The sequence below is a fragment of the Paraburkholderia phymatum genome (assembly GCF_040965635.1).
GTDB lineage: Bacteria > Pseudomonadota > Gammaproteobacteria > Burkholderiales > Burkholderiaceae > Paraburkholderia > Paraburkholderia phymatum_B.
Genome location: NZ_JBFRCH010000048.1, coordinates 1 through 14,962, shown reverse-complemented (window position 1 = coordinate 14,962; position 14,962 = coordinate 1). Strand labels below are relative to the sequence as shown.

The window sequence follows — 14,962 nt, the reverse complement described above, 5'->3', positions numbered from 1 at the left end:
TCTCCTCAATGTCGTGCCGCGCACGCGCCGTGCGTCATTCGACGACCAGTCCGTCGATATGGAACGAGCCGATCAGCACGTGGACGCGGTCCCCCGCTTTCACCAGATTGCCCTTGTTCGAAAACACCATCCAGTATTCCTGGCCGACCTGAAGCGTGCCCGTCTGACGCAACTGGCCGATGTTGTCCATCACGGGCACTTCGAGCAGCACATGATTGGCCTCGCCGTAGAGATACGGCGTCGTGCCCTTGTCGCCGAGCAGCTTCGCGAGCGCCGGGTCCGTCACGCGATAGCTGAAGCGCAGGAGATTGCCCGACGCCGTGCGCCGCACGCTCATGTTGTCGATCCCGCGCACCGATTGATAGAAAGCGCGCGCGTGACCCGGCAGTTTCATCGGCACATAGTGCGACGCGTGCGGGTCGCCGCCGTGCATTGCAACCTTCTGCGCCCGCTGCGCGGGTTGCACTTGTTGCGCCGGTTGCGTCTGCTGCGCCGCTGCCGGCATCGCCGGCAATGCGGCACAGCAGAGCCACGCGGCCGCGGCCGTTCTCGCCGCGCGTCTCATTGCACGACTCCCGTGGTCGCGTTCGCCTGCGTACCGCCCGTTCCCGCCGTGCCCGTGCCCAAGACCTGGTTGAGCAGGTCGAGCAGCGCGCCCGGGGCGAACGGCAGGTTGGCGCCAGCGAAGAGCCCCGTGCGCGGCAGCTCCACCGCGCCGATGTCATAGGCGCCGCTCTGCGGACGCTGCGTGCCGAAGAAGTCGTGATTCGGCGCACCAGCGTTCGTGCCCGCATTGACGGCAGGCGACCCCGTCTTGATCGAGTAGTTGCCGAGCGGCAAGCCATAGCCCGTGCTGCCCGAACTCAACGTCATGTTGAAGAGCGACAGCGGCCCGTACGACATGTTGATCCACTGGTTGCCTTCATCCGGCGTCGCCGACGGCAGCAGGCCGAACAGCGGATTGGGCAGCACGGTGTCGGCAATGCCGGGCGGCACCGCGAAGCCATTGCCTCCGCCTTCGGGCGGCACGCGCGCGCCGTTGCAGTACATGCTCACGACGTTCGGGTCCGCCCCGCTGTTGTGCGCGTTCGGATAGTCGCCCGCATCCGTGAGGATCGAGTACTGCGGCGTGAGCCTCATGCCCGACGAGTGATCCGACGGCTTCGTATCGCCATAGGTGCCGATATCCCAGTACACGGCATTCGGATCGCAGTAGCCCGTCTGATGTCCCGCCTGGTTCAGCGTCGGGTTCAGCGTGACGGTGTTCTGCAAGCCCGGGATGTTCGGATTCAGCCCGCCCACGGTGATGTAGAAGGTACGGTTCTTCCAGAACACATCGTTGTTCAGCACCGGGAACGAGAAGTGGCTGCAGTCCTGCCCGGCCGGACAGCCCGCGTTGCCCGCCGTGAACGCCGTCAGGAAGTTCTGCGTGTGCTTCGCGGTCTCGAGGCCGGACGGCTGCATCGTCGACGTCGTGATCGGGCTGCACGTCGTTTCCGAGCCGACCGTCGTGCAGTTCGGCGGACCGACGTTGGCCTGCGCCGCGAGCGGGGTATTGAACAGCACGCCCGCCGAAGCCGTCGAGTCGTTCGACATCACCGTGTTGTTGATGAAGTTCACCCGCACGGCGTCCTGCACCGACACGCCGCCGCCCGACCAGCCCGCCACGTTGTTCGCGATGATGTTGTTGGTCACGCTCACCTCGTACCAGCGGCTGCGGGTGCGCGGGCTGCGCTGCACGTCCGTGCCGTTGATGTTCTGCAGGCGCAGGCCGCCGCCCTTGCCGCTTTCGGCCGTGTTGCCGACGATCAGGTTGCCGTCGATCACGAGCCCCGGCCCGACGCCATCCGAGAGCTGCGGCGCGCAGTCGATATCGACCGGGTTGTTCTCGCAGAACGTGCCGTCGGGCGGCACGCCCTGGGCGATCACGCCGCCGCCGTATGTCGGCAGCGTCGGGTTGTTGCTCTGGTTGAACAGGATCCAGTTGTGCGACAGGTCGCCGTTGTAGCTGAAGCCGAAGTGCGCGACACCGCCGCCGTCGCCGCTGCTCATGTTGCCGCAGACCCAGTTGTAGTTGAAGTGATAGTTGTCCGCGCCCGAGCAGAACGTGACGCCCGCTGCCGACGAAGGCGTCGTCGAGTTGATCTCGTCGCCGTACGACGCATTCGACGTCACCGAGTTGTGGTGCACGTTGACATGCGTGTTGTACGCGAACGGCTCCTCGGTGAAGCCATCGGCGGCGATCGTGCCGTCGGGCACTTCGACCTGGCCGACCGTGATCCCGCCCGTCAGCGTGCCCGCATTGCTGAAGACACGGTTGTTCGACACCTCCGTATAGTGGTTCCAGCCGTGCAGGAAGATGCCGCCGCCGCCCTGCGAGCTGTTCGTGAACGTGATGCCGTCCACACGTGACGGATTGCACAGGAAGTTGCTCGAATACGTGCTGCAATCCGCGTTGCTGGCCGTGAGCGGCACGCAGATGCCGTTCGCCGTGCAGTTCGGATCGGGCTGCAGCCGGCCGCCCACGCGCACGTCGCGCACGCCCTTCGCGAGCACGGTGATGCCCGCGCCTTCGTACGCGCCCATCAAGGTCGGCTCCATCAGCAGCTCGCCGAGATTGCCGTTGAGCGTGTTGTCCCAGCCTACCGTCGGCTCGAGCGGAATCGCATCCACCTGGCGTTGCATCGCGGCCGAGCACGCGTACGTTCCCGACGGATCGTACGGATTGCCGGACGTGATCGGGCTGCCGTTGAGCGCGACGCCGAACAGGCAGTCGACCTGTCTGCGCCACGGATCGACCTTGCCCGACGGATGCGTGTTCGCGTTCACGACCACGGTGGGCGCGCCCACGCCTTGCAGGCGCACCGGCTTCCACATCAGCAGCATCTCGTTGTAGTTGCCCGGACCGACGATGATCATGTCGCCCGGCGTCGCCTTGTCGATGGCCGTCTGGATCGCGTTGTTCGTTGCGTTCTCGCCGGCGACATAGGTCGGCGCCTTGCCGCCGATCGTCACCGTCACGGTGTCGATCGACTTCTTGCCGTTGCCCGACGTGATGACGAGTTCGCCGCAGCGCGTCTGCGTGATGACGCCGCGCTGCTGGATCGTGCAGCTCGACTGGGTGGCCGACAGCAACGGCACCCTGACGACGATCTGCGTATCCGACCACGAAGTCACGGGCGCATTCACGCCGCCGATCGTCACCGACCCCGTGCCTTGCTGCGCGCCGAAGCCATAGTGCCGCGTGACGAACTTCTGGTTGTACGGCGACGTGGTCGCCGCCGGACCGCCATACGCGTGGTTCAGCACCTGCTGGTCGCCGAGCGCCTTGATCGTCAGCGTATGGTTGGCCGCGCTCACCCACGGACCCGCGCCGCCGTTGCTCGTGTCACCCGTCACCGACGAGATCGCGGGCGTCGCATCGGGGTACGCGCAATCGGGCGGGTTGTAGCCGTCCGCGAACGCGGACACGGGCACGACGGGCGTATCCATGTATTGCGTCTGGCCTGGCATGAACGGTATCTCGTAGCAGAACTGGCTGTACGCAGGGTTGAACAGCGGATCGCGGATCGTCTGCCCCGGATGCGCGGGGTCCGGCATGTCGGGATCGTTCATGCAGGCGACCATCATCGTCGGCGCGTAGCCCGTCGGGTTCGGCGGGTTCACTTCCCACGTCGAATAGTTCATCCCGTTGAAGATGCCCCACTGATCCGAATACACGCGGCTCACTTCGTTGCCCGCGAAGTCCTTCAGCGAGACGGGCACGTTCGGCACCGCGAACTTCTCGCCGAACTGCGGCGAGTACGGATCGAACTCCGACGAGAAGTCGTCGAGCATGAAGCCCGTGAAGTGCGCAGCCACGTGCGTCGAGCTGAACACCCAGAACTTCGCGAGCACCGACATCTGGTCCGTCAGCACGACTTCCTTGCGATCGCACAGGTGCCGCGATGCGCCCGCGAACGGCGCGACTTCCTGCGAGCCGGGGAACAGGCTGATGTAATCCGGCACGACGCGCAGCGCGCCGACGCACGGCCAGAACGTCTCGACGCTGCCCGTGTCGCCTTCGTGACGCGGCGACGAGCCGAGATCGGTGGTCGGGTTCTGCGCGTTGTTGCGGTTGTACGTCGAGTTCACGGCCGCCTGGTCGGGCAGGATGAAGATGTTGCCCAGCCCGCCGAACTGCTGCGTGACGGGTGCGATGTAGTTGTCGCCGATCAGGATGTTCTTGTCTTCCTCCTTCACTAGCTCATAGCCCGGCGGGACGATGATCTCGACCACATACTTGCCCGGAGGCAGCATGTACGAGCCATCGGCCTGCTTGCTGCAGATCGTGCAGTTCGACCCCGTCGGCATGCCTTTCGACGGATCGCGTCCCGTCACGCTCGGGAACTGGTACATCCCGTCGTACGGCGCGGGCTGCAACTGGTTGAACGCGTGCATGCCGTCATAGCACTTGAACTGCGCGTTATAAGGCAGCGGGCGCTTTTGCGGATCGAGCCACTGCGGGCTGTTCTTCAGCGTGAAGAAGAACGGATCGGTGGTTTCCTGGCCCGGGCAGTTCATGTTCGGCTTGCCGTCCGAACGGAAGCCCTGGGCCCAGTCGTCCCAGCTGCTCGTCTTCGTCGTATCGACCAGCGTCAGGCTTTGCGTGCCGTCGGGCGCCGTGCCTTCCGCGTACAGATTGACCGTCACGTTCGGCACGTTGGGCGTCCAGCTCGTATGCAGCAGCAGAGCGGGATCGTCGAACGGTCGCGTCGACGCATAGATCACTTCGCCATGAATGCCGCCGTTCTCGTTGGCACCGAACGGCGCCTTGCCGAACTCGATGAACGAGTTCTGGCCCGAGAAGCCCTGCCAGCCCATCGTCGTGACCCACGGCGGATCGATGCGGCCCGTCGACGGGTTCGTCCCCGAGCGGTCGCTGCAGTCCGCGTCGTTGCAGTAGATCGCGCCAGGCACGCGCAGGTCGGACGGCAGATGCGACGTCGCCGATTCCTGCGTGTTCGCGAAGTTCGCCGCAATCGACGAGTTGCCGCCGCCAGGCGTGCCGTCGGGCGGTCCGCCCGCGTCGTAGACGACATGCACGCCCGTCTGCTTGTAGCGTGTCGTGTCGGCCTCGGCGATGTACCAGTTGAAGAGCGGGAACACTTCATTGAATGACGCGTAGCCGTTCAGATCCGTGTTGTTGAAGTTCGAATAGCTGCCGTCGCGGAAGCGGATATTGGTCGGCACGAGCGCGAGACCGGGCTCGCTATCCTGCGAAACGCCATCGGCGTTCGTATCGATGTAGGTCCGCGTATAGAGGTTCGTATGCCATTGCAGCACGGGCAGATCGCCGACGTTCTGCACCTGTCCGCCCTTCAGTTGCACGGCCGTCGCGAGACCGTCGACGATCTGGTCGTTCCACTGGTCGAACACCGTGATGCGGAACAGACCGTCTGGCAGGCCATTGATGCTGAACGTGCCGTCCGCGTTGCACTTCGTGAACGCGACGTCCTCGAGATCGGGATCGCCGACGCTCACATAGCACTGCGTGAAGCCCAGCGAATCGCGCGAGCCGCTGCTGTAGAGGTTTTCGTTGGGCGGACGGCTGTAGTGCAGATTCGTGATCTTGCCCGTGATGCCGTTATTGCACGCCACGCCGTTGCAGATGCCCGGCAGCCGCGCGTTGATGATCTTCGGATTGGCAAAGCCGATCGTCACGTGGAAGCCCGCCGGTCCGAACTCCTGGAAGTACGCGGGGCCGCCCACCTTGATGAACGCGTCGTGAGCCTTCTGGCCGTCGAGCGTATTGGTCTGCAGCCACTCTTCGCCTCTCGCGATGCGATCCGCAGCCGGCGTCGCGACGACGCCGTAGCGTCCCGGCATCAGGTTCGCGATGATCGCCTGGCCCACGAGCGGCGACATCGTCTTGCCGTCCGATTCGAACTTCGGGCAAGTCGGGATCATGCCGACGAGGCCGTCGTTCGCCGCCTTCGTGATCGGGCAGGCGTCGAGCCCGGTGCTCGGATCGATCGTGCCTTGCAGCGAATTCGACAGCGGCATGTTGAACATGTCGTAGGTCATCTGGCCCGTCGCATCGCCCGTGCCGCCCGCGTCGTCGAAGAGCTTGATTTCGAAGCCGCCGAGGCCCGGCTCGCGGGCCGTGCCGAATGCGTCGGTGCCGCCGCTCACGTCGACTTCGCCGTTCACGGGCGCATCGTCTTCGAACACGAACACGGATATCTTCGCGGTCTGCAACGGCGTCTGCTGCAACAGCACGTTGACGGCGTGCTGCGCGGGCGCAATCGCCGCGCCGCCCATTGCGTGTCCGCAGGTGCCCGTGCCGGGCGCGAAGTCCGCGCCGCCCGGACCGGACGGGCAATCCTTCGCGATATCGAACTGCCTCTGCGGGCCATCCGGATTATTCGGGTTGACGGGCTGTGGTGCGCCCGCGCCGGCCGTGAACGTGTTGCCTGCGTCGCCGGGCAGGATCGACAGGTAGTAGTGTTTCGTCGGATCGAGCGCGACCTGCGATGGATCGACAGGCGTTTGCTGGGCCGCATCCGTGCGGCACACGCCGTTGCCGACATCGCACACGGCTGGCACGTGCGTGTTCGTGCCGGGATCGAACACGGTTTGTCCCGACTCGCACGACACCGTGCCCACACACCCCGCCGCGACGACGGGCATATAGCTCGTGTGGAAGCTCGTGCCGAGGCTCGGCACGGGCAGCGGCGGGCATGACGCTGGCCGCGTCGACGAGTTCACCTGGCAGGCGGGATCGATCTGGAACGTGCGGTCTTCCTCGATGATCCAGCGGTAGTCGTTGATGGGGGTGCCCACCTTCGCGTCCTTGACCGCGACGACGAGACCGCTGCCGCCCTTGAAGGTCACGGTGACGGTCGCCGGGTTTGCGCTCGCCGTTCTCTGCGAATTGACGGCCGTGTACTGGAACGTGACTGTCGCCGTCGCATTGCCGACGGGCGGAGCATTGGGCGCGACGTTGAACGAGCCGTCCTTGTTGAGCGTCACCGTGCCGCCCGACGCGCCACCGACGATGGCCGCCGTGAGCGGCAGCCCCGCCGGATCATGGTCGTTGGCGAGCACGCCCGGCGCGCCGACATGAAGCTGCGACGCGATATTGCTGCTGTATGCGTCATCCGACGCGATGGGCGGACCCGACTGGCAGCTCTGGCTCCCCGAGCAGGCGTTGAGCGTCACGGTGGCCGTCAATGCGGGGTTGCCGTTGGCCTGATAGACGAAGCTGTCCGATGTGGTGCCCGAATTCGGCACATAGGTGAACGTGCCATTGGGATTCAGCGTCAGCGTGCCGCCCGTCGGCTGCGTCTTGATCTGCACGCCGTAGACGCCCACGTCGTTCGCGATCAGGCCCTTGCCGGGGTCGGAGACCGAGAGCGTATTGCCCGCGACGAGGTAGTACGAGTCAGGGTTCGCCTTCGCGTTCGCATTGCCCGCCGCCGAGGTCGGCAACGCGCCGCCGTTCACGCTGATATAGCCCTGCATGCCGCCGTCGCGCTGGTTGTTGGTCGACAGGCTCAGCTGGCGGTCGAACAGCGGCAGCGCGAACGCACCCGTCGGCGGCGAGTTCATCAGGACATCGTAGGTCTTGCCGGCGGCGAGGAACACGGCGCTCTGCACGCGCGGATTGCCCGGCAGCACGTTGCCGTCCTCGGCGATCAGCGAGAAGCCGGACACGGGCGGCGTGCCCGTTTGCGCGCCGACGACGGACGGCACATGCATGCGCAGGCCCGCGTTGACGAAGCGCAGCAGGATCTGGCCGGTCGCTGTCGTGGTCGATGCGGGCGCCGTCACGGGGAACGCGGAGCCATTCGCATTCGAGCGATCGAATGCGACGCCGTTGATCAGGTAATAGCGCGGATCGTAGTTCACGGCAGGCGGATAGCAGGTACCGTAGGTCGCCGACGCGGGATCGCCGCAGCCGCCCGACAGCCCGGACCACACGCGCGTCTCGCTGAAGCCCGGGGTGGCGCCGGCCGTCGCCACGGCCTGGTTCTGCACGGGGTCGATTTCGCTCAGCACGAGCGGCAGGTCCGCATCGTATTTGACGTTCGGATAGGCCGTCCCTTGCGGCGAGCCCGCCGTGGGCGGCGTCGTGACGACGAGCACGCCATAGAGGCCCATCGGCCCCTGGATCGACGGGTGCGTGCCCGATTCGATCAGATAGGTGCCGGGGCGCAGGTTGTTCCAGGTGAGCGCCGTCGTGTTGCCCATCGTCACTTCCGTCGAGAACGACTGCACGCGCGAACCTTGCACGGGCGGCGTGAAGCTCGCGCCGCTGCCCGTGCCGGCAATGGGCCAGGTCGTCGCCGTCTGCGTCGGGTGAGCGGGGCTCGCGGTCGACGTCGCCGTGCTGCCGAGACCGGCGCCCAGCTGGCCGACGATGACGAGCGACGTCGGCACCTGGGCAGGCAGGCTGTTCGTGAGGTTGATCGTGAGCGAGCCGGGCGGCGTCGTGATCACGACGGGCGACCAGTTCGCGCCCGCGCCCTGATTCGTCGCCGCGCAGGTTGCGGGCGCAACGGCCGCCGCCGAGCAGCCGTAGCCCCACATCGGCACGACCTGCCCGTCGGGAAGCGCAATCGTCTGGGCCTTTGCAGTGAGGGTCACGCTCTGCGCGCAGACCATCGCGCTTACAGTCATCAGCGCTGCCGCCGCGGCGCACTTCACGAGGCCGGCAAGCGTACTGTTGAAATCGCTGGATCTCATCGCGATTCTCCCCGTCTCTCTAATTGCCTTCGTTGATCGTGAACGCCTGCGGATCGACGAGCATCATCATCATCATTCCGCCAGGGAAGATGTTGTTCGTGGTGATCTCGCGCTCATTGTGCGAATGCCACATGTAGGCGAATCCGGCTTCGGAGGTCGGCGGATTCGCGATCGTGCCGCTAGGCGGCGTCGTGCCTGTGAACGAGGTCGCGCGGATCGTCGCGTCGGGGCCGAGATACGGACTGCCGCCGTACCACGGGCCGTTCGTCAGCACGCGCGCATCGGGCAACGTCACGGGGCCGCCGCTGCCGACATTGCCGAACGGATGCGCTTCGAGCGGCTTGTTGTGATCGGCGCACCACTCGTAGTAGTTCGGCGCATTGGGTGGCGCGGGCGGATTGCTGTTGACGGTGTAGTAGCCGTTCGCATCGGGAATGCAGACGCTGCCGTCACCCGCCGTATGGCCGTAGACGTCCCAGTTCAGACCCTTGCCCGTCCAGTAGAAGATGCCGTCCATCGCGAGGCCGGGCGTCGTGGTCGTCGTGAAGAGCAGCGGCCCCGCGAGCTTCGTTGCGTCCGTCTTGCTCAGCAGCAGATTGCCGTCGCGCGCGAGCACGCGCACGTGATTGCCGTGCTCGTGGAACGGATGCTGCCAGCGGCCCGAGCCGATCACGCGCAACAGCACGAGTTCGCCCGGATGCATGTGCGGATTGCCGTTGTACGGCTGATGCGGATACTGCTGCGCGTAGTTCGAGTCCATGTCGTCGGGCATCGAGCGGCCGTTGATCATGAAATACGCGGGGTGATACGGCTCGGTCTCGACTGACATGCAGCCCGTGGGCTGCGAGCACGCCTTGCTCGCTTCCTGCTCCGCCTGCGTATGGATGCGCAGGTCCATCTCCGAAAACTGGAACAGGTACTCGCGGTCGTAGCAGGTCGACGGATGGTTGTACGCGGCAGCCGCATTGCGGAAGTCGGGCTGGCCGTCGGGCAGCGTCCCCTGCACGGCGCGGCAGCCCGCGGGCACGGCGAGCGCGCCGGGCGCCGAAGTCGGCAGCACGATGATCGCGCCCGACAGGCCCATCTCGACCTGCAGGTCGCCCTGCGTGCCGCTGTAGTACGCATGCGTGCCCGGCGTCGAAGCGACGAAGCTGTACGTCACGCTGTTGCCGTGCGTCGCCTCGCGCGTGAGCAGGCCGGGCACGCCCGTGAGCGTCGTCGGACAGGTGCCGTCCGTGTTGAGCACGGCGGCGCAGACCTGGAAGCCGGGAAACAGGATCGACGTATTGCCCGCCGCTTCGGGCAGGTTGTTCGTCAGCGTGACGGTGACGACGTCGCCCTGCTTCACGATCAGCGTCGGCCCAGGCACCTGCATGCTCGGGCAGTTCGCGCCGGGAATGTTGGCGGGAGAAAAACCCGACGGCGCGGTGTGGCAGCCGTAGCCCCACGCGTAGACGCTCGTTCCGTCAGGCTGGCTGATGCGGTTGGCCTCGGCGCTGAGATCGAAGCTCGTCCCCGTGATGCCGGGCGCGGCCGCGTGCGCATTCAGACAGTACAGCAGCGTGACGAGAGCCGCGCAGAAGAGCGCGTGGGCGAACGTGAAACGCAGCGCCGGGCGGCGGCGCGCGTGTCTTGCGCGCCAGAGGTTGTCGATGATTTTGCCCACGGCTCATCTCCTAAGTGCAGGACTTCGTGGTCGGGTCCACCGAATGACGACAGATGTGGACCTCGGTCATCAATCCGCCGAAGTTCTCGGCATCGTTCGACAGGTGATCGAGGTTCGGCGTGTACAGATAGAAGACAGAGCCCGGCGCGTAGAGGCTCGTATCGCTCGCATCGAGAATCACGTCGATCGACTCGCCGCCGCCGAGCGTGATCGAGTTGGTCATATAGGTCATGTCGTTGCCCGCCAGGTCGCGCAGCAGGCGCGCGTTGATACCGATCACGTGCATCGGAATCCCCAGCGAGGCGAGCGTCTGGAATTCGCTCGTGTCGAGGTCCGAGATCCGCAAGAGCGCCTTGCCGCCGGACGGGATGTTGATGAGCGCGGGCAGCGGCTGCGAGAAGTGCTGCGAGCCGTCGGCGACGGGCGTCTGTATCGGACCTTGCGTGACGGTGTCGGGATAGCTGCGGCCGTTGAGCAGGAAGTACTTGTCCTTCATGTCGGTGAAGGGCTCCGGATTGAACGTCATGCCCACGAAGTGGAAGTTCGGATCGAAGCCGTGAATCTGCACCGGGTACTCGACGTCATAGGCCGTCGTGCCGTCGCCGTCGTTGTACGCGTAGAGCGTCGGCGTGCCGTTCTTGTTGTTCGCGTGCATGTATCCGTTCGGCGGCGGCAGCGGCGTCGAGCAGAGAATGTCGTTGCCGCACGCGGTGCGCGGATCTTTTTGTTGCTGCAGCAGCGCATCGTAGAGCTTTGCGCCGCCCGCCACGCGGTTCTGGCGCGGTCTCACGAAGATCTGCCCGACCATGCCCATCTGCAAATGCTCAGGCGGCGTGATGTGGCAGTGCCAGAAGTAGGTGCCGGCGTCGGGTGCGAGGTAGTAGTACGTGAAGCTCGCGCCGATATTGATCGCGACCGACGCGTCCGGCACCCCGTCGTAGAACGACGACGCATTCGGATAGCCGTGGAAGTGCACCGTATGCTGCTCGAACAGGTCGGGCCGCATGATCATGCCGACGTTGGTCAGCGTGAGGAAGAACTCGTCGTCCTCGTCGATGGCCATGGTCGGCGCGGGCATGTTGCCGTTCATCACGCCCACGTCCATGATCTGGCGCGGATCGACGTGGCCCGTCAACTGTCCCGGCGGCGTCGAGTCCGGATCGGGCACGAGACCGATCGCGCCGTTGTAGTTGGGATCGGCGGCCGTGCCGACCACATTGAACACCGACGCGAACTGGGTACCGGGCAGTCCCTTCCTGATGTCCGCGAGACCGGACAATGGGCCGAATGCAAACAGATACGTCTGCGTGCCGTCGGCCATCGTCGCATAGCCGTCGCCGCCCGAGATCTGCTGGCATTTGATCGCGCCGTTCACGACGTTGGTCGGCTGAGAGGTCGGTCCCGTGAAGGACGGGCCCGTGTAGGCAGGTTCGCCCGCGCCTGCCGGCAACGCATTCGGATGCAGTGTGGTGGTGAGCGGACATTGCACGCGGAACGACTGCGCGAAAGACGGCAACGCGAACAGCAGTAGCAACAGCGCCGCCGCGCCGTTGCGATATGCGAGGGTACTGAACATAGGACCTCCGCTGAGGAGTCGGTCAGCGCCGGGGGCGCGCTGCCGTCGGGCTCTGCGATCACGGGACCAGGTGCATCGTCACGCCTTCCCGTATCAGGATTTTGCAGATGGCCAACGGGCGGCGGGATGGGGCACCTCCCTACACTTGCGGTAGGGTTGACCCAACAGGAACGGGGAATACGCGGCAACGCACGCGCCCGGAATTTACTCGGCCTGATTTATCGCGGAGGGGCCGCAGCCCGGCCGAATCATGTTTCTGCCCTGATTGCCGGCGGAGACCTGGGGATACCCGTTCCCGAGCGGATAGCACTCGTTCAGCGGATACACTCAGAGATTGCCAGCGTCCTTGTGAGTGGTGGCGGCAAGGAGACGGCCAGGTCCCGCATCTATTGCGTGCGCCGGTTCTTCGCGTGGGCGGATGACGGCGGAGCTGCGATGACCCTCAATACGGTCATCGACGTATTCATTCACTGGACCGACTACCTGCTGCATCGGCAACGCGTCGTACCCGAGGTGATTTCCCGAGCGGGGGCGAACGAACTTGCGGGAATTCTGCAGGCCATCCACGAGCAGCGCGATGATCTCGGTTTCACGCTCCTGGACCGCGAAGGGATAGCCTGCTTGCAGGCTGCACTTCCCGCACACGAGGCATGGCAGACGCCTTATATTCCCCCGCGCATCTGGCAATACGAGGTGGACCGGCTACGCACATGCCTCGACGATTTCCTCGCACACCGGGAACGTGTTGAGGAATGCTTCCACTTTGCATCGAGGCCTATGCCCGGAACTACGGCTCGCTCTCCGCAGCGTTTGAGGCGCGCAGGTCATCGGCGGCCAATCCATTCTTCCAGCCAGATTCCGCTACCGGGGCGAGAAGCCGCAAGCGCTATTTTGGCCCCTTTGCGCTGACGGCCGGGAGGTTCGGTATTGACGGACTGCTTGAGCGCTGGGTAGGACCTCGCGGGCGCCAGTACGGCAACGCATCGATCGGTGTGGATTCATTTTCCGGATACCTGACCCTGATCAGTCGTGCCGGGCTTGCTTACCTGCTGAACTTTACGCTGATGCGGATCGAGGAAGGATGGAACCTCCGGGCAGACTGCCTTCGTGTCGAAGACGATCCCGCGTTCGGCCCGATCTGCACGTTGCGCGGTGTGACGACGAAGACGATGCAGGACAACGAGGCGATCTGGATTGCGTCGCCTTCGGTCAGGGTCGCCGTGGAAGCAATGTACGTTGTTGCGCGGCTTCGGATCTCATGTGCGCAAGCGAATCCAGTCGTACGGCTCGCGCCAGAACATGCGCGCAATCCCTTTTTGTAGACCCATGTTCATGAGCCGTGGAACGTTGGCCGCACGCCCGACTACCACCTTCGACATGTCAGTCCCAGTTACCTCACTGTCCTGCGTCGATATCCGAAACTGCTTGATCTGGACGTGCTGCGCATTACGCAACAGGATCGTGATCTGGCACGTCTCGTCACACCCACGCTCGATTCGGGGCGGTTTGCTGTGGGCAAGGTCTGGCCACTGGCCTGGCACCAGTTGAGGCGAACGGGAACGGTCAACATGCAGGCATCCGGACTCGTGTCCGATGCGTCTCTCCAGTTCCAGCTCAAGCATGTTTCGAGGGCGATGAGTCTGTATTACGGCCGTGGGTATGCACGCGGCGATGCCGGCCACGATGTGAAGCCCTGTCCTGACGTCCTGTACGACCGGGCCAAGGTTCACCAGATCGAGGCGGGACTTCGGATGTCCATGCCTCGACAACTCACCGGTAGGCGGGACCGGACATTGGCGAAGGCTGCAAGCTGCACAGCCGGTTTTGGCTGGCCCGCGCGCAATCGAATCTGGCATCGCCGTGGATATCCTCAAGCGCCGCAGGCCGCGAAATGAGGGCGAACTCGTGATCGAGGTCGCGGCGTCACCGGCGCTGACGAGTCGCTACGGCCGTCCGCGTCAAGGCATGGTCGTGCCAGCCGAGCAATATGATCGAGGCGGCTCAAGCGGCTTGACAAAAGGAAGGCCCGCTGCGAATTCGTCGTTCGTCACGTTGGGACAGGATAGTTAATAACGCTGACGCGGAATTTGAAGGTGGCTCCCTTCTGGTACGCGCCATTGCTCCGATAAAAACGGTTCATCAAGTCGCGCTGCGCGGTCTGCTGCTCTACTGAGGCGTGGCCAACCCAGACGCTTCCCTCATTTTCCAAAGTGCTGGCAAACGGGTATTCATCCCGACTCTGGATTCGCGGAATGCCTCGCAGTGACAATCTCCGGATGTCATCGTCGCCTCGGTACACGTACGTCAGGACGTCAGGCCAGCCCGCCTTCTGGGCATGCCGGATGTTCTCAGCGATCTCCCGGATTCTTTTGTCATTCCAGTCGTACTCCATGACCGGCAAGTTAGCGGTATTGCTGCTCATGATGCGCGCCTCTTCAAAAGGTACTTCAGACACTAAGCCAGCGGGATATGGCGAAAAATAGTTCAGGGTGTGGTGCAAAAGCCGCTGTCGATCGCCTGCCGACGACCATACATTCGTCAACGGCAACCCGGTCGGCTTGGACGTGAAGATAGTTCATCGTGTCCCAGTAGCTGAGCAAGGCTATTCCGTCGCACGCGATAGAGTAAATACGATAAACCGTCGGTGCGAATGCGTACTTTCGATCGAAATGGAACGGACTCTCCCGCAGTACGACATTCGCGTGGACCCGACTGGCACGACTACATCGACGAGCGCTCCGACGCATGCGCATCGGAGCGCGTCGCACTTTACGCACGCAAAGGCCTTAACCCCGTGCGCACTTCATTCGCGAAGATCATCGGTTCTTCCCATGCCGCAAAGTGCCCACCCGTTTCGGGCTTATTGAAGTAAATCAGGTTGTGATACGCCTTTTCGGTCCAGCTCTTCGGCGCCTGGTAGTTTTCACCCGGAAACGCGCTCACAGCGGCAGGCACGTTGACGTCGGCCGCGAGGAAGAAGTTCGCGTGCG

7 protein-coding genes and 1 pseudogene are annotated in these 14,962 nt (G+C 64.4%); 2 read left to right on the top strand and 6 right to left on the bottom strand.

Annotated features, from left to right (window positions below):
• Positions 1-34 precede the first annotated feature (34 nt).
• The 4 genes from AB4Y32_RS37035 to AB4Y32_RS37020 all read right to left on the bottom strand — a co-directional run bounded on the left by AB4Y32_RS37035 (position 35) and on the right by AB4Y32_RS37020 (position 11,972).
• Positions 35-565, bottom strand: a complete 531-nt coding sequence (locus AB4Y32_RS37035; RefSeq protein WP_368726030.1) for a hypothetical protein — start codon at positions 563-565, stop codon at positions 35-37.
• A complete protein-coding gene (locus AB4Y32_RS37030) occupies positions 562-8,730 on the bottom strand; it encodes an Ig-like domain-containing protein (RefSeq protein ID WP_368726029.1) in 8,169 nt (2,722 codons plus the stop codon). Before AB4Y32_RS37030 ends, AB4Y32_RS37035 begins: the two co-directional genes overlap by 4 nt.
• Positions 8,731-8,749: 19 nt before the next feature.
• Positions 8,750-10,339, bottom strand: a complete 1,590-nt coding sequence (locus AB4Y32_RS37025; protein WP_368726056.1) for a multicopper oxidase domain-containing protein — start codon at positions 10,337-10,339, stop codon at positions 8,750-8,752.
• Between the two features lie 67 nt (positions 10,340-10,406).
• The gene (locus tag AB4Y32_RS37020) at positions 10,407-11,972 is read right to left on the bottom strand and encodes a multicopper oxidase domain-containing protein (protein WP_368726028.1); all 1,566 of its coding nucleotides are present in this window, start codon (positions 11,970-11,972) and stop codon (positions 10,407-10,409) included.
• 752 nt (positions 11,973-12,724) lie between these two features.
• Here AB4Y32_RS37020 and AB4Y32_RS37015 point away from each other — a divergent pair.
• Complete coding sequence (locus AB4Y32_RS37015) at positions 12,725-13,294, top strand: hypothetical protein (RefSeq protein ID WP_368726027.1); 570 nt, start codon at positions 12,725-12,727, stop codon at positions 13,292-13,294.
• Positions 13,295-13,408: 114 nt separating this feature from the next.
• Positions 13,409-13,867 carry a hypothetical protein gene (locus AB4Y32_RS37010; protein WP_368726026.1) on the top strand — a complete coding sequence of 153 codons (459 nt, stop codon included), beginning with the start codon at positions 13,409-13,411 and terminating at the stop codon, positions 13,865-13,867.
• 152 nt (positions 13,868-14,019) lie between these two features.
• Here AB4Y32_RS37010 and AB4Y32_RS37005 read toward each other — a convergent pair whose 3' ends face one another.
• Both AB4Y32_RS37005 and AB4Y32_RS37000 read right to left on the bottom strand, forming a co-directional pair.
• Complete coding sequence (locus AB4Y32_RS37005; protein ID WP_368726025.1) at positions 14,020-14,394, bottom strand: hypothetical protein; 375 nt, start codon at positions 14,392-14,394, stop codon at positions 14,020-14,022.
• A gap of 347 nt (positions 14,395-14,741) precedes the next feature.
• A pseudogene (locus AB4Y32_RS37000) lies at positions 14,742-14,962 on the bottom strand (epoxide hydrolase); the annotation flags it as partial.